Source organism: Marinobacter sp. Arc7-DN-1 (genome assembly GCF_003441595.1).
GTDB lineage: Bacteria > Pseudomonadota > Gammaproteobacteria > Pseudomonadales > Oleiphilaceae > Marinobacter > Marinobacter metalliresistant.
The window spans coordinates 1,448,323-1,470,406 of record NZ_CP031848.1; the positions used below are offsets into that span (position 1 = coordinate 1,448,323).

A 22,084-nucleotide genomic window follows, 5' to 3' on the forward strand; every position below is an offset into this window, starting at 1 on the left:
AATCCTTGTTAAGCCGGTTTTTTCTGGGTAACCACCAAGGCCACGCCGACAATCGCAATCAGGCCGCCCGTCATGGCAAGCCCACCCAGTCGCTCATCAAACAGCAGATAGGCTTCCAGCGCGGTTACCGGCGGCACCAGGTAAAACAGACTGGCAACCTGAGAGGCGGCGCCCTGGCGGATCAGCCACATCAGTAGCAGGATGGCGCCGATCGACACCCCGAACACCAGCCAGGCCATGGATAACTGGAGTTGCAGGCTCCACTCCACCTCGCGGGTTTCCAGGGTGAATGCGCCGATCGCAAAGAACGTGGCTGCGGCGGCGTACTGAATCAGGGTGCCCGCCACCAGATCGGCGCCGGTGCCATGACGCTTCTGGTAAACCGTGCCCATGGAGATACCCGCAAGTGCAAAAAGCGCCCAGAGCAGGCTCCAGGGTGAAAATCCTGAACCGGCGCCGTTAGCACCAAATTTTTCAAGCAGAACGAGGGCAACACCCACCAGGCCCAGGGCCAGCCCAACCCACTGCCGGGCACTGACGGATTCTTTGAGAATGGCAACGGCCGCAGCCGCGGTCACCAGGGGCTGCAGACCCACGATCAATGACACGATCCCTGAGGCCATGCCCCCCTGGATGGCGTAATACACGCCGCCGAGATAGCAGCCATGCACCAGCACGCCGGTAACCGCCAGATGGCCGGCACCGCGCCAGCCCGGCCAGCGGGTTTTCATGATCCAGGCCAGCCCCGCAAGCAGCACCAGCGTCATCAGCATGCGGATCAGCAGCAGGGTAAAGGGCTCGGCAAACGGCAAACCATACTTGGCGCCGATAAAACCGGTACTCCACAGCCAGACAAAGAGTGCGGGGACAAAAAACGAGTAGAACAGTGAGCGCATGTATCGCAACCGGATTCGATGTATCTGTCAGTCAGCTTAGTTTATAAGTTAGCAGGCAAACAAAACAGATACAGAAAACCCGTTTCACGACCAGTACAGATTGTCACGGGCGAACCTCAGGGAGCTTCACTTCGATGTCGGGCTCGCCACGATGCCAGTTTCCTCGCCAGGTCACGTCCGGCGTATCGCCAGGCCGGGGCTCAATGGCTATCGAAACGGTTCCGAAGCTGGTCGGTGCCGGTCCGAACCGGATGGGTTTGCCCTGTTCGAGCCAGCGGGGCGGGACGCCCGCACAGAAAACCAGCCGGTCGCCCTCCTCCCGTACGAAGCAGTTGCGTACCATCATTACCCACTCTGCCGATGCCCAGACATGGTGCCCGTCCCCCATACAACCGCCTCCGGTTCCGGGATGAATGGCCTCTGGCCACTGTCCGGTAGGCGATGCCAGCCCGGCGACGGCGTCCACCAGTTCCAGATAACGGAGGTCCCCTGCCCGCAATAGCACCTGGGCAACATGGAGTGTCAGGTAGGCATTGAGGCCCGAGTGAATCATGTCCTGGTAGAAGGCCCCTTTCACGAAGCACTTCTCAAGCAGGAATTCGACACAGTCCAGCAACCTCGGGTCATCCGGCCTGCACAGCTGGGTGGGATACCCTATCGCCAGCGAACCGATGGCGCCTGCATCCAGCCGGCGGTAAGGTGACGCCGGCATGCCCGGGCGTTTCAGGCGCTCAGCACAGGTTGCCAGGCTGCGATCAACGGTCTGGGCAAATTCCCGGGCACCGGCGCCGAAGTGCTCGCTGGCTTCCCGGTCGACAGGTCTGAGCAGCTCCTCAGCGGCTTTCAGGCCGGCTATCCCCCAGAAGTCGTCCCAGTAGTAATAGTCATTGGGCCCCAGGTGCTCGGCGCTGAAGCCGGCCGGCAACAGACCTGCATGGGGCTTGTCCAGGGTATCGCTCAGACGCTTTTTCTGGATCCAGCGGGCGCCCTTGCGCACCGGTTCTTGCCATCGACGGTGCAGGGCCCGGCCGGTCAGTTCGTGGAAACGCCTCAGAATCCAGAGCACCTCGCCGTTCGCGTCCCACTCCCCTTCCTGGGAACGGAAATAGCCGTTTTTCAGTTGCCGGTGGGGAAACTGATGCAGCGCGCGCTCGGCGCGGTCCGTCAGCCCGACGCAGAGCAAGGCGTGAATAATGAACGCGGCATCGCGGAACCAGAAGCGCTTGTAGGTGTAGGGGCCGGGATAGACATCCTCCGGTGAGTGCAGCACCAGGGAGTGGATAGCGGCATCGTAGAGGAACTGCCAGGATTCATCGGGGCATTCCAGTTGGGCATACCCTTCCAGGGCACCGAGCCAGCTGTCCGGCCGAATCGCCGGAGCCGACTCGTCCGACAGCGGAACCCTTACGGTAAGCTCCGAGACCTCTCCGGCCCGCATCGGAAACAGCGCCGCTGCCGTGACCATGCCAACATCGCATTTGCCCTGGCTCTGGTCTTGATTGTCCTGGAGGTGAATCCGCACATCGCCCTGCCGATAGTCCGAGACGTGATGACGCTCGGCCGGCCGGCTGAAAAACACGGTCTGCTTTCTATCAACGGTCCAGGCATCGCGCTGCCCCGACAGACTTACCCGATTGATAAAACTGATGCCCTCCGGGTTTGCCGGTCGCAGTGAGAGCACCAGTGAGCCAGAGGTTCCTGACCTCGCCCTCAGCAACAGCTCACAAACCGGCTTGCCATTTTCCACCACGACCCGGGAGCGACTGGTCAGGCTCAACCCGCCCAATTCTGAATCGGTCACTACCACGGGACCATCCTCAAACGCCTGACGCTGCCGGGCAGTCTTGCAGCGGGAGGGCAGCAAGCAGCGGCCGTCATCGGCCAGCACCCAGGCATCCAGAGACCATCCGTCATAAAAAGGTGTCAGCAGGCCCCGGGGATCAACCACCGGCAACTCGGCCACATCCGGCTGTCCGATGGCCGTCCAGTTACGGTTACTCAGGTTGATATGGGTAATGGAAAACGCCCGGGGAATAAACGCCACGTCCCCGGGGTCAAACTGCCGCTCAATCCAGTATGGCCAGACCCAGTCCAGGTTATGCTGAATCACCCGGCTGTTGATCAGTCCCCGGGCATGGAACACCACACCGGCTCTCAGCAATTCAATCGGCTCCCCCACCTCCGAAGGCTGGGCAAAACTGTGCAGTTTTGCCAACAGCGCTATGGGATCCAGAAAACCATGGCGATGGGCCATCCGTTTCACCAGATACCGCCAGGGCAACCACTTCATCCAGCTCATTGCTTCGTCTCCCGGTCCGTTGGCTCGGTCTCGACTTTGTACCGGGCCAGTGCCCGCCGGGCGAGGCGATTGAGAAACACCACCGCCAATACCGTACCTGCGAAACCGGCACCGTAAATAGCCCACTCAAGAGGCGTTCGGCCGGACTCCCTCATTCCCAGAGTCGACAGATCCGCCGCCAGTGAGCCCAGATACACGTTGTGAAGCGAGAACGGAATAACACCAAAAAATGTGCCCGCAACGAAGCCACCAAACGAGAAATTGGTGAGACCGAACAGAAAGTTGGAAAGTTTTCCCGGAAAGAAGGGGATCAGACGCGTCAGCAACACGATTTTCCAGCCATGGGGCGCCATCTCGTTGCTCACCATGGAAAGCCGTGCGCGATTGCGGATATACACATGGGCGTGCTCACCGAGAAAGTGCCTCGCAATCAGGAAAGCGGCCGCCGCCCCCAGTGTGGTGCCGATCACCACATAGGTGGTGCCCTCAAGCACACCGAAGACGAAACCGGCGCCGGTTGTCAGCAGTATGCCCGGGAACAGGAACACCATGGCGAGCACCATGATGCCGATGAACAAAACCGCCGCCCAGAGCCCCTGGGCATCAAACCAGCGCAGCAGGTCCACGACCTGCTTGTGAACGCCCAGCGCGTAGAGCAGACCAACAACCAATCCGACTCCGGCGATGCTGGCCGCCATCCACAGAAACGGCGATTTCTTCCAGTCACTCATGCTCTAACCCTAACGCGAGAGCGCACCGGGTCTCAAAGGGACGAGCCGGCGCCCGTCTGTTCAGGGAGTACTGAGTATCGACTGAAGTTTCTGGGTCAGCTCCACCGCTTCCGCCCCGAGTGGCGTCAGGTAGCCGCCATCCCTCTGGCTGATCAGTCCCTTGGAATACAGGTTCTCCGCGGCCCTCACCATTTCCGGAGCCGCCGAGTGGGCATGCACCTTCAGCCCTTCCTGGTTCGAGGTGGACGGGAACCGACCCAGAAGATTGAGTTCCGCGAGATGATCAACAGAGAATGGCATGGCATTTCCTCGTATTATGGTCAGGGATTTACACTCAGCATAGCCGATTCACACCATGAAGCTTTCACGAATTCTCAGCAACCGTAATGGAATCAGTCGCAGTCAGGCCAATTTCCTGATCGCCTCCGGCCGGGTAACTGTGAACGGCGCCGCAGGCAACCGCGTAACTGCCCTGCATCGGGAAACCATGGGGGGCATCCTGTCAGATGCTGCCAGCCCGCTTGTCCGGTTCCTCTTCAAGCTCCTCCTCGGTATCACTCCACTGCTCCGAAAGAGCTTCATAGGCCTCGGAAAACCCCTTACGGGCACGTTCCCATGCAGATGCTGAACTGGCTTTGAGCTCCTGATACCAGTTCTGCACACGCGCCCGTTGTTCCCGCAGTGATTCCAGGCTCTTCTGGGAGCGCTCCCGGGCGAGGTCGCTCATGTCGTCCCAGTTTTCCGAGAGCTGTTGCTCAAGTTCCTCGATGCGCCGATCCAGAGCAGACAGTGTTTTATTGATGGAATCTTCTGCCTGCTCTTTCTGATCGGAACCATACTCTTTCAGGGCCTTACCCAGCTCCCGGGTTTCCTTCTTTAACGCCTCCACAGACGAATCCGAAGACGAATCCGAAGCGGACTCGGCCAGAACGGCCGCTGGGACCATCCCCACAAACACCAGGGTAAGCACATAAGCTAATGGCTTCATCATCATTAATCACTCCTGAATGTTTCCCTGAACTTTAGCAGCCTTGTCTGGTTACATACACCTTAACTAACCCTAATGCTGACTCACGGCTGACCTGAAAAAAGCCTCTGCACGACGGCGTCGCAGACCTCATCCTGATTCAGCCCTGCGCCTTTCACAATCAGGTCCGCGTAGCGGGAGTACAAGGCAAACCGCTCTTCAAACAACGCCTCCAGGGACTGATCCGGCCGCCGGGAAATGCCCCGCATGCTGTGATCACCGATTCGGTCCATGACCAGATCCAGCGGTATATCCAGAAAGACCACTGTCCCGTTCGCCTTGAGGTGCGCCATGGCACGGGCGCTGTAGACTGCACTGCCGCCGGTGCTGATCACTTTGTGCTGAACATCCAGCTTGAGCAACACCTGCTCCTCGATGTGGCGCAGGGCTTCATAGCCATCCTGGTCTATAATTTCCTGCAGGGTGCGCCCGGCGTCTTCCTGGATGAGCAGATCGGTATCGATGAACCCCAGTCCCAGTCGCTTGGCCAGCAACACCCCAACGGTGCTCTTGCCGCTACCGGGCATGCCGATAAGAACAAGGTTTCGGGTGTTGGTCTGGTTATCCATGATTTTTCCCGGTAAATGAGAACTGGCTGGCGATACCCGGAACGTAACATTTTTCCGACAAAGTGCGCGCTTTATTCAACCTCGCAAGGCCGTATAATCCCGGGAAAGCCGGCTTGCAAGAACGCCTTGAGCCGACCGTTGACCGCATCTTTCACGAGTGAATCATGATAACCGGCAGATCACGACTGATCCCATCACTGGCCGCTTTGCTGTTTGGCCTTTCCGCACCCATCCTGGCGGATGGCATCAAGCGCATTGCCCACCCGGATGGCACGGTCGAATTCACCAACGTGAAAAGCACCAGCCAACCCCGGGCCTCCACCGGTAACGATACGGTTTACCGGTACACGGATGAAAACGGCGTGGTGGCCTACAGCGGCATCCAGCCAGCCGGCGCGGAGTTCGATGTCATCAGGTTTCATTGCTATGCGTGTGATCCGGAGTCCACGGTAGACTGGCGCAAGACACCGCTTTTCACCAAACCTTTCCGATCAGAGATCCAGTCAGCCGCCCGGGAATTTGGTGTCGATCCGGCCCTGGTCCGAGCTGTCATTCACGCCGAATCAGCCTTCAACGAGAAAGCGCTTTCGCCGATTGGCGCCCAGGGGCTGATGCAGCTTATGCCTGGCACGGCTGAGGAGCTTGGCGTCCGCAACGCACTGGCCGCGGCGGAGAACATCCGGGGCGGCGTCCACTACCTGGCAAGGATGCTCAACCGTTTTAACGGCGATACCCGACTGGCCACCGCCGCCTACAATGCCGGTCCCGGCGCTGTGAGCCGTTACCGGGACGTTCCCCCATACGCCGAAACGAAGGCCTATGTCGAGAGGGTTGGCATCCTCCACGAGCGCTACGCTGCCCGATAGGCCCTTTGGAGGTCAGAAACCAATGAACTTCAAACGTCTGGAATCCTTTATCTGGGTGGCCACACTCGGGAGCTTTCGCAAGGCCGCCGAACGTCAGTACACAACCCAGCCTGCCATTTCCAACCGCATCGCCGCACTCGAGGAAGAGCTGGGCGTCAAGCTGTTCGAGCGGGAGTCAGGCCATACACAGTTGACCAGCAAGGGGCAGGAATTGCTGCCCTACGCCGAAAAAATTGTTTTCATGGCCCAGCAGCTGCGTAAACGGGCCGACCGGGTTGCCCTGCTGTCCGGCATTCTTCGGCTGGGCGTCTCGGAAACCATTGTCCATTCGTGGCTGCCCCGTTTCTTTCGGGAGTTGAACGAGACAGTACCCAACCTTGATGTTGAGATAACCGTGGATGTTACCGGGAATCTTCGCACCGGTTTGCTGGACCGGAGTCTGGATCTGGCCTTCCTGATGGGCCCGGTCTCCGAACCGAAGATCGAAAACCGCGAGCTCTGCAGCTTTCCACTGGTATGGGTGGCCAGCCCGGAGCTGAACCTGCCCGACAGTCGCCTGGATCTCAAGGAACTGGCGCAATGGCCCATCATCACCTACGCCAGAAATACCAGACCATTTGCCGAGATCAGCCAGAAGTTCAGTGAACTCGACGAACTGCCCGCCCGGTTCTATTCGTCCAGTTCCCTCGCCGCCTGCCGGCAATTAACCCTGGATGGCATCGGCATTTCCACGCTCCCCCTGAGCGTGATCGAGCACGAACTGGACAACGGCAGACTGGTTCAACTCCAGACATCATGGACGCCATCGGAACTTGCCTTTACCGCCTCTTACCCAGGCGTCCCCTTTAACCCGGTCGCGGAGCTGGCAGCCAACCTGGCTGTCAGGGTCTCCAGTGAGTATGCACAAGCGCCTCATCACGAAATGTTATCGTCAGGTCTAAAAAACGATAATTAGACATTTTCACGGCTCGGTATACCCTGAAAATTAGTTGCAGATAACAATTTCAATCAGGGGTTACCGACATGCACACAAGTGCGTATTCCGATTTCAAGGCCAGCCTGCTTGAGCAGGCCTCAGAACTGCGGGCACGCATTCGCTCGGGTACGCACACCGCCACCACAAGCGGAGTCGCGAACAGCCTGCTTCAGGGCAACGTGGTCATCCTGCCCTCCGAGTGGGCGGGAGAATTTCTTCTATACTGTCAGAATAACCCGGTTGCCTGCCCGCTGATCGGCGTTTCCCGGCCCGGCGACCCGAACCTGCCTGACCTGGGCCAGGACCTGGATATCCGCACCGATGTACCCGAGTACCAGGTCTTCAGGAATGGCGAGCGCAGTGAAAAAGTCAGTGACATTAAAAGCCTGTGGCAGGACGATTTCGTTACCTTTGTTCTTGGCTGTTCGTTTTCCTTCGAAGACGCCCTGAGCCGGGCAGGCCTCTCGGTGAGAAACGTCGAACAGGGCCTGAATGTTTCCATGTTCCGCTCAAACATTACCACCCGACCCTCAGGCCGATTCCACGGCAACATGGTGGTTTCAATGCGCCCTTTCGCCAGTGCCGATGCCATCCGGGCGATCCAGGTGACGACACGCCTTCCCAAGGCCCATGGAGCACCCGTACACATTGGCGATCCGGAACTGATTGGAATTCAGGACATCAACAAACCCGATTTCGGAGATCCGGTAACCATCCGGCCGGGCGAGCTTCCGCTGTTCTGGGCCTGCGGAGTTACCCCCCAGCTGGCTCTGGAACATGCCCGCCTGCCGATCGCAATAACCCACGTACCGGGAAAAATGCTGCTGACAGAGCGGCTGAATGAAGAGCTGGCGGTACTCTGAGCCACCAGACCCTTTGAAGGTGACAACAACAAAAGCACAGGAGATTCGTTATGTTTAAACAACTCGCTACAGCCACCCTGGTTACCGGGGCGCTGTTCACCTCATCCGTCCAGGCCGACCAGTGGCACATGCCGACGCCCTATGGCGACGCCAACCTGCCCACCCAGATCGCCTATGAGTTTGCCGAGGACATCAAAAACGGCACGGATGGCGACATCGACATCACAGTTCACTCTGGCGCGTCCCTGGTCAAGCACCCGGAAATCCCGAGAGCCGTCCGGACCGGTCAGGTGCAACTGGGAGAGATTTTCATCGGCATCATGGGTAACACTCATCCGGTCTTCAAGCACGATAACATTCCGTTCCTGGCAACAACCTTTGAAGACGCCGAAAAGCTTTGGGAAGCCGCAAAACCCGAGATTGAGAAACAGCTGGACAAGGAAGGCATGACGCTGCTGTACGCTGTCCCCTGGCCGGCCCAGAGCCTCTACACCCAGGCACCGGTAAACACGCTGGAAGATCTCAGGGGCCTGAAGATGCGCGCCTACAGCCCGTCGACTTCGCGCCTCGCGGACCTTATGAACACAACACCCACCACCGTACAGGTTCCCGAAATTCCGCAGGCGTTCAGCACCGGTATTATTGACGCGATGATCACCTCACCATCCACCGGCGCCAACGGCCAGGCGTGGGATTACCTCTCCCACTATACTGATATAAAGGCCTGGATTCCCAAGAACGTTGTTGTTGCCAATAAACGGGCGTTCCGCCGGCTGAGCGACGAGCAGCGGAAGGTTATCCTTGATGCTGCCGCCGCGGCCGAAGAGAAAGGCTGGAAAGGCGTTCGCAAAACCGCCGCCGAAGACACGGCAACCCTTGCAGAACATGGCATCATCGTCTCCGAACCGTCGGATGAACTGATGGCCGAGCTTCAGAAGATCGGGGACATCATGGTGAAGGAGTGGGAACAGGAAGCTCCGGAGGAAGTCGGCGCCATTCTGTCCCGCTATCGCTGAAGATTCATTCACAGGGAGCTTCCTGACGGCTCAGGGGCTCCCCTGAGAGGCATCGGTCATGAGCTCTCTTCGAGACAAGTTCTACCTGGCATCCGGCTACGCATCGGGCTTCTGTATCGCGCTGATCATGGTGGTGATCCTTGCCCAGATCGTTGGGCGCATATTCGGTTTCATCATTCCATCAGCAGAGAACGTGTCGGGTTACGCCCTCGCCGCCTCCACCTTTTTCGGCCTGGCCTACACCTTTCACGAAGGCGGACACATCAGGGTAACACTGGTCATTCAGAAGTGGAGCGGACGCCCGCGTTATATCCAGGAACTGTCAGTGCTGATTTTCGGCTTCGGACTCGCCAGTTACATGACGTTCTATAGCTGGCACATGGTCTGGGAATCCTACATCTTCGGGGAAGTCTCCCACGGCTATATCCCGATACCGCTCTGGATACCCCAGATTCCGGTCGGGCTGGGCATGCTGGCCCTGAACATCGCCATCCTCGACGACCTGATTGCCGTCATCCGGAAGCGCACACCGTCCTACCAGCAGCATGAAAACGAAATCAACCTGGAGGAAGTGTAATGGACGTTGCGTTTCTCTCCATTGTCCTGGCCGTCTCCATGATCCTGATGCTGGCGCTCGGGGTCTGGGTCGCACTGACCCTGGTCGCCATCGGCGTCCTGGGATTGCTTCTCTCCGGAAATGACCAGATTGGCCTGCTGTTTGCCACATCCAGCTGGGGCGCCAGCACTGGCTGGTCGCTGACCGCACTGCCGATGTTTATCTGGATGGGAGAGGTTCTGTTCCGGACGCGGCTGTCCGAGGACCTGTTCAAAGGTCTGGCGCCCTGGATGGGCGGCCTGCCGGGCAAGCTGCTGCATGTGAATATCCTAAGCTGCGGCATTTTCGCCGCCGTCTCAGGTTCTTCCGCAGCCACCGCGGCAACCATCGGCCGCATGACACTGCCGGAACTGAAAGCTCAGGGGTACAGCGACAAAATGGCGGTAGGCACCCTGGCTGGCTCGGGCACACTGGGGCTCCTGATCCCACCGTCCATCATTCTGATTGTCTATGGCGTTGCCGCGGAGGTGTCCATCGGCCGGCTGTTCGTCGCCGGCGCACTGCCCGGGCTCATGCTGGTCATCATGTTCATGGGCTACACCATGATCTGGGCAACCCTGAACAAAGATCAACTGCCCAAGAGCAAAAAGGAACACATTTCGTTTAGCGCCAAAATCAAGGCACTGAGAATGCTGCTTCCGATTCTCGGGCTGATCATTTTTGTGCTGGGTTCTATCTATACCGGTTTTGCGACACCGACCGAGGCGGCGGCCCTGGGTGTCTTCGGCGCCCTGATTCTTGCTGCGGCGACCGGCTCCCTGAGTGTCCGGAGCTTTCAGGACAGCCTGCTGGGCGCCGTAATAAGCTCCTGCATGATTGGCCTGATCCTGGTTGGCGCGCATTTCCTGACGCTGTCCATGGGTTTTCTCGGGATTCCCAGGGAACTGGCTGCCTGGATCGGCGGCATGTCCCTGTCCTCGTTTGAGCTTCTGGTAAGCCTTACGATCCTGTTTGTTCTCCTTGGTTGCTTCCTAGACGGTATCTCTGTCGTGGTTCTCACCGTGGCGGTTGTCATGCCAATGGTTCAGCAGGCGGGCATCGATCTGCTCTGGTTCGGTATCTTTATCGTACTGGTGGTTGAGATGGCCCAGATTACGCCCCCGGTGGGCTTCAACCTGTTCGTCATCCAGTCCCTGACAGGCAAGGACATTCTTTACGTTGCCCGGGCAGCGCTGCCTTTCTTCCTGCTGATCATGTCGGCGCTTTTCCTGATCGGCTGGTTCCCGGAGATTGCCACCTATCTGCCTCAGACCATGAGTCAGAGATAATGCACCAAACAATGTTTTCCGGAGATACGCGATGAAACTTAATTGCGACATGGGTGAGAGTTTCGGCACCTGGACCAAGGGCATGGACGCCGAAGTCATGCCCTACATTGACATGGCCAGCATCGCGTGCGGTTTCCACGCCTCCGATCCACTGACCATGGACCATACCGTGAAGCTGGCGCTGGCCCGGAACGTGACGATCGGCGCCCACCCCGGCTACCCGGATCTGCTGGGGTTCGGCCGCCGGGACATGGACTGCCGGCCGGACGAGCTCAAGGCCATTCTGGTGTACCAGATGGGGGCCCTCGATGGCATTTGCCGGGTTCACGGCGCAGCCATCGAATACGTGAAGCCCCACGGCGCTCTCTACAACCGGATGATGGTCGACAACACGACCCTGTCCGTAGTGATGTCAGCCGTCCGGTCCTATGCGCCACACTGCCCCCTCGTGGTCATGGCAACGCCCGAATGGCCGCAGGTTCAGGAGCGGGCTGAAGAATATGGCATCCAGGTCTGGTTCGAGGCGTTTTCAGATCGCGCCTACAGCGACGAGGGCAGACTGGTGAAACGGTCGGTCCGGGGCGCCGTCCACGAGACCACCGAGGCGATCGAACAACAGGTCACGCAGATCATCCGGGAAGGCACCGTCACCACCATTTCCGGCAAGCGGATCCCGATCAAGGCGGACACCATTTGTATTCATGGTGACAGCTACCACGCGGTTGATGCCGCACGGCACATGCGTCGGGTCGTCGAATCGGCATGAAGATTGAGTCGGTCAATGAAAACACCTGCATGGTGTACCTTGGCGATCAGATCGGCGCTGAGTCCGCGAGGCTGGTGAAACAGGTAACCGACGGAATTCGCCGCTCCATGGCGGATATCCTGGTGGACCTGATCCCCTCGTATACCTCGATTCTGGTGACATGGGATCTTGAAAGCGCCGACCGGTTCGAAATTGCCCGCCGGCTGAGGAGCGCTGCCAGCGAGACTGAAGACGCAAACGCGGAGGGCGCATCATCACGCGTCGTTGAGCTACCCGTGTACTATGGTGCGGAGGTCGGACTTGACCTGAGCGAGGTCTGCGACTACTCCGGGCTGACGGAGGAAGAGGTTGTCCGCATCCATAGCGAACCGTCGTATCAGGTCTATGCCATCGGGTTCGCTCCGGGTTTTGCCTACCTGGGAAGCACCGATGAACGGATTGCCATTCCGCGGAAATCGACCCCCCGACTGAAAGTACCCACCGGCAGCGTCGGCCTGGCCGGGACACAGACCGCGATTTACCCAAGCTCCACACCGGGTGGCTGGCAGATCATCGGCCGCACGCCGCAACCCATGATTGACTGGGAGAGTGAGTCCCTGGCGCTGGTTCAGGTTGGCGACCAGGTGCGCTTCCGCCCCATCAGCCGGCAGGAATTCATTGACCTGGGAGGAAGCCTTGATGAGCTTTGAGGTTCTCGCCCCCGGCATGCTTGCACTTATGCAGGATTCTGGTCGTCGCGGTTACCAGCACATCGGAGTGACCACGGGCGGTCCGATGGATGAGTTTGCCTTTTTCTGGGCAAACCGCCTGCTGGACAATGACCTTAACGCTCCCCAGATTGAGATTACTTTTGGCGGGTTCAGCCTGCTGGCGCACAATGACACCAGCATGGCCATCACCGGTGGTGATCTTGGCGCCCGCCTGAACAACCGGGATATCAAACCCTGGCGGACCTATCGGATCAGCCGTGGGGATCGCCTTGAATTCACCGCCCCGGTGAACGGTCTGCGCGCCTATCTTGCGGTCCGCGGGGGATTCAAGCCGGCCATGAAGCTCGGCAGTTGCGCGACGGTCAGTCGGGAAGGTCTGGGAGGATTGCACGGCAACGGTGCGAAACTGGCGAAAGGAGACCGGATCGGGTTCGCAAAAACCGACAACCCGGTTGATGCAGCCCTGCCGGACACCGAAATCCCGGATTACCGTGAACCACTCCGCCTGGGTCTGCTTCCCGGTTACCAGTTCCGCCACTTCCCCCCTGTTCAGCGCATGAAGTTTTTCTCGGACGACTACGAAGTCACCCGGAACATCGACAGAATGGGTTACCGCCTGCAAGGCGACGCCATTCATTCGGGTCTGGACGGGATTGTCTCGGAAGGGATTGCCTATGGGGCGATTCAGGTACCCAGTGACGGTCAGCCAATCGTGCTGATGAAAGACCGCCAGACCATCGGCGGCTACCCCAAGATCGGTTGCCTGAGCGCACTGGATGCTGGTCACCTGGCACAACGGGGGCCAGGAGCCAGCGTCAGCTTCTACCTTGGAGATGTCGCCGGGGCGGAAGCGCAACGGCTGCTGTTCAACCGTCGCCTGCGGCTCGGCGTCAGCGGGAACTGACACCGGCCGGGCTTTCCGGCCACATCCGGTTTACTCGGATGCGGCAATCAGGCTTGCGTTACCACCGGCAGCGGTGGTGTCCACACACAGGTGGCGCTCGATCACGAACCGCTGATCCAGGGTATGCTCGGTGATCAGTGGCAGCAAGGCACCGTCACGCCTGGCCAGGGCCTCGCGATACTCCTTAAGCAAGGCCTGGCCGGCGCAACTCACCACCGCCTCGAAGCCCTCTGCCGTGGCCAATGCTTCTGGCTCCAGCAGCCCTTCCACACCGGCAATCGGCAGGCCTGCCCTGGCGGCGCTGTCTACCGTTTCCTGAACACCCGGTGCAATCACGACCACCTTGTTGCCCTGGGACAACGCCGTACCGGCCTGTTCCAGAGCGGTTTCCTTGTCCGGCCCCAGACAGAGCACGACACCACGGGCATGGCTGGACAGGCGGTTGGTCTCGCCCGTCGGCCCCGGCAGCGCTTCCACGTAGGCATCCAGCGGCGCGGGAACGTCCCCGAAGATGGGCTTGAGAGCCTCAACCCGGGCTTCCGGCTTCGGTGCACTCAGCTTGTCGAGCTGGCCAATCAGCTTCTGGAGCTGTTTTGCGTCCACCTTTTTGGCGCTTGAGTCCGCTTCACGCACGACTGTCTTACCTTTCAGGAAGCGACGAACGTACTGCGGACCACCCGCCTTGGGACCGGTACCCGACAGGCCTTCACCACCGAACGGCTGGGAGCCGACAATGGCGCCGATCTGGTTCCGGTTCACGTAGGTGTTACCCACCTTGATCCGGCTGCTGATGCGCTCCACCCGACGGTCAACCCGGCTGTGGATACCAAAGGTCAGGCCGTAGCCCTTGGCGTTGATCGAATCCACCACCTTGTCGATGTTCTTGGCCTCAAAGGTAGCAACGTGCAGCACCGGCCCGAAGATTTCTTCTTCCAGCTCCTCGATGCCGCTCACGCTCAGCACCGCCGGAGACACAAACAGCCCCTTCCCGGGAACCGGCAGTTTCTTCAGGAGCTTGCCGTTACGCTCGAACTTCTCGCAGTGGTCGACAATCTTCTTGCGGGCGTTCTCGTCGATCACCGGCCCCACATCCGTGGACAGCAACCAGGGATCGCCAATGCCCAGCTCTTCCATGGCACCGAAAAGCATTTCCAGAAGACCGTCGGCAATGTCCTTCTGCACGTACAGCATGCGCAGCGCCGAACAACGCTGGCCGGCGCTCTGGAACGAGGACGCCAGTACGTCACGGACAACCTGCTCCGGCAACGCGGTGGAATCCACAATCATGGCATTCAGGCCACCGGTTTCCGCCACCAGCGGCGCGTCCGGGGCCATGTTTTCGGTCATGACCTTGTTAATGCGCTGGGCGGTTGCGGTGGAGCCGGTGAAGCAAACACCACTGACACGGGAATCGGAGGTCAGCGCCGCGCCGACGGTGGCACCGGTACCCGGAAGCAACTGGACGGCATCTTCGGGAATACCCGCCTGATGCATCAGTTCAACGGCCCGCACCGCCAGCAGGGACGTCTGCTCGGCCGGCTTGGCAACCACAGTGTTACCCGCCGCCAGGTTTGCCAGGATCTGCCCGGTGAAAATCGCCAGCGGGAAGTTCCAGGGTGAGATACAACACATTACACCGCGGGCGTCACCACTGTCCTTGTAGCGGATCGCTTCATTGGCATAAAACTGGGCAAAATCCACCGCTTCGCGAACTTCGGCAATGGCATCCGCCAGCGACTTCCCGGCCTCGCGGGTGGTCAGTGCGAACAGCTCGTCGACGTTTTCCTCATAGAGGTCACCGACCTTGCGAACACAGGCTGCACGCTCTTCCGCAGACTTCTGCGACCAGCTCCTGAAGCCTTCCGCCGCTGCGGTAATGGCAGCGTCCACATCCGCTTCAGAGGCCTGTGTTACGTGCCCGACAAGATCATCCGGATCCGCCGGATTGCGCACCACCTGGACTTCGGTACCGGCGACTTCACCGGCGATCACAGGCCCACCTTTCCAGCGATACTCCTTGTAAGCACCACGACCGTCTTCGATTGCTTTCACCGTGACCGGGTCAGTGATGTCCCAGCCCCTGGAGTTGCGACGGTTCTCACCAAACAGGTTGAACGGATGCACAATCGCCTTGCTGGAGATGTTGTCGCCCATCTCTTCCACGCTGACAATGGGGTCTTTCGCGATTTCTTCCGGGGTTATGCTGGTATCGACAATCTGGTTAACAAAGGAGCTGTTGGCCCCGTTCTCCAGAAGTCGACGCACCAGGTACGCCAGCAGATCCTTATGGGGACCAACCGGCGCGTAAATGCGGCAGGGCACACCACTGACTTTCAGCACTTCGTTGTGCAGGGACTCGCCCATGCCGTGCAGACGCTGGAATTCGTAATTGTCCACGCCTTTGGTTTTGGCCATTTCCAGAATGGCGGAGACGGAATGGGCGTTATGAGTGGCGAACTGCGGGTATATGCGGTTCGTCATGTTCAGCAGTTTGGTGGCGCAGGAGAGGAAAGCGACATCACTGCAGGCCTTACGGGTGAACACCGGGAAGCCATTCAGGCCCATCACCTGGGCGCGCTTGATTTCGGCATCCCAGTAGGCGCCCTTGACCAGACGCACCATGATCTTGCGGTCGTACTTCTCGGCCAGCCCGTAAATCCAGTCGATCACGAAGGACGAGCGCTTGCCGTAGGCCTGAACCACAATGCCAAAGCCATCCCATCCGGCCAGCTCGGGGTCCGACACCAGCGCTTCAATGACGTCGAGGGACAGATCAAGACGGTCCTGCTCTTCAGCGTCGATATTGAACCCCATATTGGCGGCCGCCGCCTTCCTGACCAGTTCGCGGGCACGGGGCAGCAACTCGTTCATCACCCGCTCCTTGTTGCCGTACTCGTAACGGGCCAACAGGGCCGACAGCTTCACGGAAATGCCCGGATTCTTGCGCACATCGCCCTTGCTCGCCCTGGCGATGCTGTCGATCGCATTGGAGTAGGCGTCGTAGTAGCGCTTGGCGTCGTCATCCGTGCGGGCAGCTTCACCCAGCATGTCATAGGAATAGGTATAGCCCTTGGCCATGTAGTCCTTGGCTTCGTCCTGGGCTTCATCGATGTCGCGGCCCAGTACGAACTGGCGGCCCATCTCTTTCATCGCCTGGCCGGCGACAGTACGAATCACCGGCTCACCAAAACGCTTGAGCAGCTTGCGCAGGGTTTCGCCCACGGTGTTGCGCTCGGAATCCTTGAGCAGGTTGCTGGTCATCAGCAAGGCAACGGTCGCGGTGTTGATAAGCGATGATGATGCCTTGCCCACGTGACTGCCCCAGGCACCCGACGTAATCTTGTCTTCAATCAGTTCGTGGATCGTGGTGTTATCAGGCACGCGCAACAGCGCCTCAGCCAGACACATCAGGGCAACGCCTTCCCTGGTGGTCAGGCCATACTCCGCCAGGAACTTCTCCATGATGGTGGACTTGGCGTTATTGCGGACGTTGCGTACCAGGTCGGCCGCACGGGCGGAAATGGCATCCCGCTCAGCCTGGGACAACTGGGCGCCAGCAATCATCTCGTGGATCACCTTGTGCTCATCAGCAAGAATGTATTCACGGATCGCCTGCCGGCTATCAACAAGCTCTGGCGTCTCTGATTGCTGCGGTCTCATAGCTGTACCCTCTTAGTTGTTTGTCTCTCCGGCATTCTACCGATATCAACAAAGACTATTTCTCTGTAAAATCCAGGCAAGCACGACATTACGTCTTTTTTACATGATCACAATTTAATAATTTTCTCGAAAACCATTAGTTTTTAGGTGCTTTGCCTGTTCCGCTTCCGCTATCCGGCTTTTGAGGCCAGCTCTCTCAGCATTCCATGAGCCACCGAGAAAACGGCACAATCCACATCGCTTGCGGATTGCATATCGCTCAACATGCGCTGCCACCGGCTGAGCAACGCCTGTTTATCATCTCGCCATGCATCCAGCCGCTCGACCGGGGTTCCGTCACCCGCTACCGGCTCGGAAAACACGCTGAGCGTCAGGTTCCGCAACTGGTGATCCAGTTCATCCCGGTAGTGAATGGTCGCCAGCACCTGCCAGTGGCCATTTGCCCGGAATGCCCGCATTTGCCGGTCGAGCCAGGTCAGGTTCAGACTTTCGCCAAGCCTGAAATAGACCCAGGCAACAGATCCCAGATCCTGGCCCAACTGACGGGAAATCTCGATCATATCCATCAGCCAGTATCGGCTTTCCGCGGAAGCGCACCAGGCTGACAACTCCTCCGGAACCTTCCGCTCACAATACTCAGCATAGCTTTCTTGCCAACGACTTGCAGGAATCACCGATTCCAGGCGCTCTTTGGAGGCCAGAACATCGGCCAGCGGCGCCCGGTAATGATCAATACACGACACCGGATCCAGCGCCTGGCGACGGTTCTGCAACAGCCAACTGGTGCTTCGGGTCACCAGGCGAATGGCATCGGCAAACAGCTCTGCCTGCACATCCGCGCTGACTTTTCCGTCCAGCGCTTCAATCGCTTCCCAGTGCGCGTCTACGTCATGAACCCGGAGGGAAATCAGGTAAGCCGCGGCAATCCGGCCCGCATCCGCGCCGGTGGCACTGCGGATCCGGTCGAACCAGGTGATCCCCATGCGGTTCACCAGATCATTGGCGATCTGGGTTGCCGATATTTCGGCCCGCAGCGGATGAGCACCTACCGCTTCCGGAAAAGCCGCCAGCAAGGACGCCGGAAACGCCGAGTGAAGCGCAGCGTTAAACCGGGGGTCATGCACAATCGGAGCTGCCACCAACGCCTGTTTCAGCTCGATCTTGGCGTAGGACACCAGTACCGCCAGCTCCGGCCGGGTCAGGCCGGCACCGCGCTCCCGGCGGGCCTGCAGTTCTTCATCGGAGGGCAGAAACTCAAGGCCGCGGTCCAGTTTGCCCTCTGTCTCCAGACGCCGCATCAGCCGCTCATACTGATCCGCGCTGGCGACCGCTGTGTTCTGCGCCAGGCTCAGCGCCATGGCCTGCCGGTAGTTGTTTCTCAGCACCAGGTCCGCCACTTCCGGGGTCATTGCCCGGAGCATGCCGTTGCGCTCGGGCAGGGTCATCCGCTGCCGGTGCACCAGATCATTGAGAAGGATCTTGATATTGACCTCATGATCCGAGCAGTCCACGCCACCGGCGTTATCGATGAAATCACTGTTGGCCGAGCCGCCGAGGCGGGCAAAATCAATCCGCGCCCGCTGGGTCACGCCGAGGTTGCCACCCTCTCCCAGCACCTTGCAACGCAGCTGGTTACTGTCGATTCTCAGGGCGTCGTTGGCCTTGTCGCCCACCTCTTCATGGGATTCGGAGGGCGCTTTCACGTAGGTGCCAATACCACCGTTCCACAACATGTCCACCGGCGCCCTAAGCAGGGCGCTGATCAACTCGGCGGGTGGCAGCGTCCGGGCCTTGGTACCAAGCATCCGCCGCATCTCCGGAGACACCGGAATGGACTTCATGGCACGTGAAAACACGCCGCCACCTTTACTGATGAGTCCGGTGTCATAATCGGCCCAGGTTGACCCCGGCAGATTGAACAGGCGCTGACGCTCACGGAAAGACGCCCCGGTATCCGGCTGCGGATCAATAAAGATGTGCTGGTGATTGAAGGCGCCAACCAGGCGAATCCGCTCTGACAACAGCATGCCATTGCCAAACACATCGCCTGCCATGTCGCCAATGCCCACCACGGTGAATTCGTCCGCCTGGGTGTCTGTGCCCTTTTCCAGAAAATGTCGCTTTACCGACTCCCAGGCGCCCCTTGCGGTAATCCCCATTTTCTTGTGGTCATAGCCCTCACTACCGCCGGAGGCGAAAGCATCACCCAGCCAGAAGCCGTATTCCGCGGCAAGCGTGTTGGCAATGTCAGAAAACGTGGCGGTTCCCTTGTCTGCGGCAACAACCAGGTAGGTGTCGTCGCCGTCGTAACGGACCACGCTTTCCGGGGGCACAACCCTGCCGTCTTCCAGGTTGTCGGTAATGTCCAGAAGCCCCCTGATAAAGGTTTGGTAGCAGGCGATGCCCTCCTCCCGCAGCGCTTCCCGGGACCCATCCTGCGGCGGCTGCTTCACCACGAAGCCACCCTTGGCACCTGCCGGCACAATCACCGAGTTCTTTACCTGCTGGGCTTTTACCAGGCCGAGAATCTCGGTGCGGTAATCCTCAATCCGGTCAGACCACCGCAAGCCACCCCGGGCGACAGGGCCAGACCTCAGATGAACACCCTCAATCCGTGGCGAGTAAACGAAAATCTCGAATTTCGGCCGAGGCCGGGGGATGTCCGGAATGGAGGAAGGGTCCAGCTTCAGCGAGAGGTAGCTCCGGAATCCACCATCCTCCTGGCGCTGGAAATAACTGGTTCGGAGTGTAGCCCGGATCAGCACGAAAAAGCGCCGGAGAATCCGGTCATCATCGAGGCTCTCTACCGCTTCAAGTGCATCAAGTATCTCTGCCTCAACCTTGCCTGCTGAGGCCTGGCCTTTCTTTCTCCCCTGCAACCCAGGGTCAAACCGTTTCTGGAAGAAGGACACCAGCATGGAGGTGATATGCGGGTGGCGGGCCAGGGTCTCGGCAATAAAGGGCTGGCTGAAGCCGAAACGCAGTTGCTTGATATAGCGGGCATAGGCCCGGATCAGGGACACTTCACGCCAGCCAAGGCCGCACAGCATGATCAGCTGGTTGAAATCGTCGTTTTCCGCAAAGCCATTCCAGATTTCCCGGAAAGCCCCCTGGATCAGCGGCCTGGCTGCGTCCAGGTCGGCATCCCGGCAGCGGGTATGGAGCTCAACGGTAAAGTCACTGACGCCGAAAGTTTCACCGTCCCGGCGCCGCACCCGGTAAGGATGTTCACCGAGCACCCGCATGCCCAGGTTCTCGAGGATCGGGATCACATCAGACAGAACAACCGGCTGCCCCTCGCTGTACAGCTTGAAATGGAATCCGGTTTCGGAAGAATCCCGGGGCTGGTAAAAGCGCATGGGTACATCGGTGCAGACGGCGATGGACTGGATCTGCTCAATATCGGCCAGTGCCTCCGCTACCGAAAACCTGGCCCGGTAGGCCGAGGGAAACCCGCCACTGAACACCTGGGCGTAACGCCCCCCGAGGGATTCACCAAAAACCCGAACGAGCTCGGCGTGCAGATCGTCGTCCCATGATCGGGATTCCTGAACCATCCGGGCGACAATCTCACGCAACTCAAGGGAATCGTCATTGTCGGTGGACTGGTTCTGAAGGACATCGGCAAGCTGTTCCAGCAGGGTTTGTTTTTGTAATGTGTGCGGATCGGTCATCGAAACTCTCCGGGCTTTTTTACACGTTCTTTCGGTAATAGCGTAGCTGATAGTATACGCAAGCCCCGGAAGTCGCTTTAACCGTATAGTTTCGGAATCGAGGAGTTTTGATTATATTTACCGGATGATTTAGCCATTAATACAGCCTGGAACCGACCACATGGCCGATTTGGACAGAATTGACCAATCCATTATTCGCGAGTTGCAGAAAAATTCCCGGATCACCGTTACCGAGCTCGCGTCCCGGGTGGGCCTTTCCAAAACCCCTTGTCAGGTACGGATGCGCCGGCTGGAAGAACAGGGTTACATCACCGGCTACACGGCCCTGGTCAACCAGACCAAGCTGGGCCTCAGCCACATCGCCTTTGCCCAGGTCACCCTGAACGACACCAGCAGCAATGCCCTGGCAGCCTTCAATAAAGCCGTGAAGCAGATATCCGCGGTGGAGCAATGCCACATGATTGCCGGCAATTTCGACTACCTGCTGAAAGTCCGGACCCGGAACATGCAGGAATACCGACAGGTCCTGGGTGAGGAGATATCGGCACTGCCCCACGTGCTCCAGACCAGCACATTTGTGGTGATGGAGAATGTCAGGGACGCCGGACTGTAAAAGCGACGCTTCACGGGCCGGCGCCGGCTATCACTCGGATTGCTCGTACTTCGGCTTGTACCCCCCGGCATCCACCCGGGGCCGGTCCTCTTCAGCATCTGCGAGTGGCTGTACTTCCTCGAGGCTGGCCAGGGAGCGCAGTGTCAGTCTCTGGTATTCCTCGGTTCCCTTTTTCTTCCAGGCGATTTCCTTGTCGCTGAGCATCCGCATCACTTTCGCCGGCGACCCGACAATCAGTGATCCCGGCTCACAGGTAAACTTTGCCTTCACAAACGCACAGGCTCCGACAATCGAACGGGGCGCTATACGGGCCTCGTCCATCACCACCGCATTCATGCCAATCATGGCGTCCTCGCCAACAACACAGCCATGCAGGATCGCGCCGTGCCCGACGTGGCCATTCTTCTCGACGATGGTGTCCATGCCCGGGAAGGCATGCATTACACAGGTGTCCTGAACGTTCGAACCCTGTTTGAGAATAATCCGGCCGAAATCGGCGCGCAGCGACGCCGCCGGCCCGACATAGCAGTCCGGGCCGATCCAGACGTCACCAATCAGCACAGCCGTCGGGTGTACATAGGCAGACGGATGAACGACGGGAACAACGCCTTCTATACTGTAACTGGGCAT

19 protein-coding genes are annotated in these 22,084 nt (G+C 59.1%); 10 read left to right on the forward strand and 9 right to left on the reverse strand.

What is annotated here, in order from left to right:
* Positions 1-8 precede the first annotated feature (8 nt).
* The 6 genes from D0851_RS06755 to D0851_RS06785 form a co-directional block, all read right to left on the reverse strand.
* Complete coding sequence (locus tag D0851_RS06755) at positions 9-896, reverse strand: DMT family transporter (RefSeq protein WP_117617947.1); 888 nt, start codon at positions 894-896, stop codon at positions 9-11.
* A gap of 103 nt (positions 897-999) precedes the next feature.
* A complete protein-coding gene (locus tag D0851_RS06760; protein ID WP_117617948.1) occupies positions 1,000-3,195 on the reverse strand; it encodes a hypothetical protein in 2,196 nt (731 codons plus the stop codon).
* Positions 3,192-3,926, reverse strand: coding sequence for a TVP38/TMEM64 family protein (locus D0851_RS06765; protein ID WP_117617949.1), 735 nt, complete (start codon positions 3,924-3,926; stop codon positions 3,192-3,194). Before D0851_RS06765 ends, D0851_RS06760 begins: the two co-directional genes overlap by 4 nt.
* 60 nt (positions 3,927-3,986) lie before the next feature.
* The gene (locus D0851_RS06770; RefSeq protein WP_117617950.1) at positions 3,987-4,226 is read right to left on the reverse strand and encodes a TIGR02647 family protein; all 240 of its coding nucleotides are present in this window, start codon (positions 4,224-4,226) and stop codon (positions 3,987-3,989) included.
* Positions 4,227-4,428: 202 nt separating this feature from the next.
* Complete coding sequence (locus D0851_RS06780; RefSeq protein WP_227539471.1) at positions 4,429-4,920, reverse strand: hypothetical protein; 492 nt, start codon at positions 4,918-4,920, stop codon at positions 4,429-4,431.
* Between the two features lie 77 nt (positions 4,921-4,997).
* Positions 4,998-5,522: a shikimate kinase gene (locus D0851_RS06785; RefSeq protein WP_117617951.1), complete on the reverse strand. Its 525-nt coding sequence runs from the start codon at positions 5,520-5,522 to the stop codon at positions 4,998-5,000.
* A 164-nt stretch (positions 5,523-5,686) separates the two neighbouring features.
* On the opposite strand from D0851_RS06785, the gene D0851_RS06790 reads away from it, so the two are divergent.
* The 9 genes from D0851_RS06790 to D0851_RS06830 all read left to right on the forward strand — a co-directional run bounded on the left by D0851_RS06790 (position 5,687) and on the right by D0851_RS06830 (position 13,507).
* Positions 5,687-6,388 carry a lytic transglycosylase domain-containing protein gene (locus tag D0851_RS06790; RefSeq protein WP_117617952.1) on the forward strand — a complete coding sequence of 234 codons (702 nt, stop codon included), beginning with the start codon at positions 5,687-5,689 and terminating at the stop codon, positions 6,386-6,388.
* A gap of 22 nt (positions 6,389-6,410) precedes the next feature.
* Positions 6,411-7,343 carry a LysR family transcriptional regulator gene (locus D0851_RS06795; RefSeq protein WP_117617953.1) on the forward strand — a complete coding sequence of 311 codons (933 nt, stop codon included), beginning with the start codon at positions 6,411-6,413 and terminating at the stop codon, positions 7,341-7,343.
* A gap of 68 nt (positions 7,344-7,411) precedes the next feature.
* Positions 7,412-8,227, forward strand: a complete 816-nt coding sequence (locus D0851_RS06800; RefSeq protein ID WP_117617954.1) for a putative hydro-lyase — start codon at positions 7,412-7,414, stop codon at positions 8,225-8,227.
* Positions 8,228-8,277: 50 nt separating this feature from the next.
* Positions 8,278-9,243, forward strand: a complete 966-nt coding sequence (locus tag D0851_RS06805) for a TRAP transporter substrate-binding protein (protein WP_117617955.1) — start codon at positions 8,278-8,280, stop codon at positions 9,241-9,243.
* Between the two features lie 58 nt (positions 9,244-9,301).
* Entirely contained in the window at positions 9,302-9,820 is a 519-nt protein-coding gene (locus D0851_RS06810) for a TRAP transporter small permease (protein WP_117617956.1), read from the forward strand.
* Entirely contained in the window at positions 9,820-11,127 is a 1,308-nt protein-coding gene (locus D0851_RS06815; protein ID WP_117617957.1) for a TRAP transporter large permease, read from the forward strand. The genes D0851_RS06810 and D0851_RS06815 overlap by 1 nt, the downstream gene beginning before the upstream one ends.
* Before the next feature lie 31 nt (positions 11,128-11,158).
* Complete coding sequence (locus tag D0851_RS06820) at positions 11,159-11,893, forward strand: 5-oxoprolinase subunit PxpA (RefSeq protein WP_117617958.1); 735 nt, start codon at positions 11,159-11,161, stop codon at positions 11,891-11,893.
* Entirely contained in the window at positions 11,890-12,582 is a 693-nt protein-coding gene (pxpB, locus tag D0851_RS06825; protein ID WP_117617959.1) for a 5-oxoprolinase subunit PxpB, read from the forward strand. The genes D0851_RS06820 and pxpB overlap by 4 nt, the downstream gene beginning before the upstream one ends.
* On the forward strand, positions 12,572-13,507 hold the full coding sequence (locus D0851_RS06830; RefSeq protein WP_117617960.1) for a biotin-dependent carboxyltransferase family protein: 936 nt from the start codon (positions 12,572-12,574) through the stop codon (positions 13,505-13,507). Before pxpB ends, D0851_RS06830 begins: the two co-directional genes overlap by 11 nt.
* A gap of 30 nt (positions 13,508-13,537) precedes the next feature.
* Here D0851_RS06830 and putA read toward each other — a convergent pair whose 3' ends face one another.
* A complete protein-coding gene (gene putA / locus D0851_RS06835; RefSeq protein ID WP_117617961.1) occupies positions 13,538-17,167 on the reverse strand; it encodes a bifunctional proline dehydrogenase/L-glutamate gamma-semialdehyde dehydrogenase PutA in 3,630 nt (1,209 codons plus the stop codon).
* Between the two features lie 170 nt (positions 17,168-17,337).
* Positions 17,338-20,841, reverse strand: a complete 3,504-nt coding sequence (locus tag D0851_RS06840; RefSeq protein WP_117617962.1) for an NAD-glutamate dehydrogenase — start codon at positions 20,839-20,841, stop codon at positions 17,338-17,340.
* A 160-nt stretch (positions 20,842-21,001) separates the two neighbouring features.
* On the opposite strand from D0851_RS06840, the gene D0851_RS06845 reads away from it, so the two are divergent.
* A complete protein-coding gene (locus tag D0851_RS06845) occupies positions 21,002-21,454 on the forward strand; it encodes an Lrp/AsnC ligand binding domain-containing protein (protein WP_117617963.1) in 453 nt (150 codons plus the stop codon).
* A gap of 30 nt (positions 21,455-21,484) precedes the next feature.
* Here the strand turns inward: D0851_RS06845 and D0851_RS06850 are convergent, their stop codons facing one another.
* Positions 21,485-22,084 carry a phenylacetic acid degradation protein PaaY gene (locus D0851_RS06850; protein ID WP_117617964.1) on the reverse strand — a complete coding sequence of 200 codons (600 nt, stop codon included), beginning with the start codon at positions 22,082-22,084 and terminating at the stop codon, positions 21,485-21,487.

What these genes read in the sequence shown, in the direction of transcription:
- D0851_RS06755 (WP_117617947.1), bottom strand. Translation starts at nt 896, where the DNA reads ATGCGCTCACTGTTCTACTCGTTTTTTGTCCCCGCACTCTTTGTCTGG.
- D0851_RS06760 (WP_117617948.1), bottom strand. Translation starts at nt 3,195, where the DNA reads ATGAGCTGGATGAAGTGGTTGCCCTGGCGGTATCTGGTGAAACGGATG.
- D0851_RS06765 (WP_117617949.1), bottom strand. Translation starts at nt 3,926, where the DNA reads ATGAGTGACTGGAAGAAATCGCCGTTTCTGTGGATGGCGGCCAGCATC.
- D0851_RS06770 (WP_117617950.1), bottom strand. Translation starts at nt 4,226, where the DNA reads ATGCCATTCTCTGTTGATCATCTCGCGGAACTCAATCTTCTGGGTCGG.
- D0851_RS06780 (WP_227539471.1), bottom strand. Translation starts at nt 4,920, where the DNA reads ATGATGATGAAGCCATTAGCTTATGTGCTTACCCTGGTGTTTGTGGGG.
- D0851_RS06785 (WP_117617951.1), bottom strand. Translation starts at nt 5,522, where the DNA reads ATGGATAACCAGACCAACACCCGAAACCTTGTTCTTATCGGCATGCCC.
- D0851_RS06790 (WP_117617952.1), top strand. Translation starts at nt 5,687, where the DNA reads ATGATAACCGGCAGATCACGACTGATCCCATCACTGGCCGCTTTGCTG.
- D0851_RS06795 (WP_117617953.1), top strand. Translation starts at nt 6,411, where the DNA reads ATGAACTTCAAACGTCTGGAATCCTTTATCTGGGTGGCCACACTCGGG.
- D0851_RS06800 (WP_117617954.1), top strand. Translation starts at nt 7,412, where the DNA reads ATGCACACAAGTGCGTATTCCGATTTCAAGGCCAGCCTGCTTGAGCAG.
- D0851_RS06805 (WP_117617955.1), top strand. Translation starts at nt 8,278, where the DNA reads ATGTTTAAACAACTCGCTACAGCCACCCTGGTTACCGGGGCGCTGTTC.
- D0851_RS06810 (WP_117617956.1), top strand. Translation starts at nt 9,302, where the DNA reads ATGAGCTCTCTTCGAGACAAGTTCTACCTGGCATCCGGCTACGCATCG.
- D0851_RS06815 (WP_117617957.1), top strand. Translation starts at nt 9,820, where the DNA reads ATGGACGTTGCGTTTCTCTCCATTGTCCTGGCCGTCTCCATGATCCTG.
- D0851_RS06820 (WP_117617958.1), top strand. Translation starts at nt 11,159, where the DNA reads ATGAAACTTAATTGCGACATGGGTGAGAGTTTCGGCACCTGGACCAAG.
- pxpB (WP_117617959.1), top strand. Translation starts at nt 11,890, where the DNA reads ATGAAGATTGAGTCGGTCAATGAAAACACCTGCATGGTGTACCTTGGC.
- D0851_RS06830 (WP_117617960.1), top strand. Translation starts at nt 12,572, where the DNA reads ATGAGCTTTGAGGTTCTCGCCCCCGGCATGCTTGCACTTATGCAGGAT.
- putA (WP_117617961.1), bottom strand. Translation starts at nt 17,167, where the DNA reads ATGAGACCGCAGCAATCAGAGACGCCAGAGCTTGTTGATAGCCGGCAG.
- D0851_RS06840 (WP_117617962.1), bottom strand. Translation starts at nt 20,841, where the DNA reads ATGACCGATCCGCACACATTACAAAAACAAACCCTGCTGGAACAGCTT.
- D0851_RS06845 (WP_117617963.1), top strand. Translation starts at nt 21,002, where the DNA reads ATGGCCGATTTGGACAGAATTGACCAATCCATTATTCGCGAGTTGCAG.
- D0851_RS06850 (WP_117617964.1), bottom strand. Translation starts at nt 22,084, where the DNA reads ATGCCCAGTTACAGTATAGAAGGCGTTGTTCCCGTCGTTCATCCGTCT.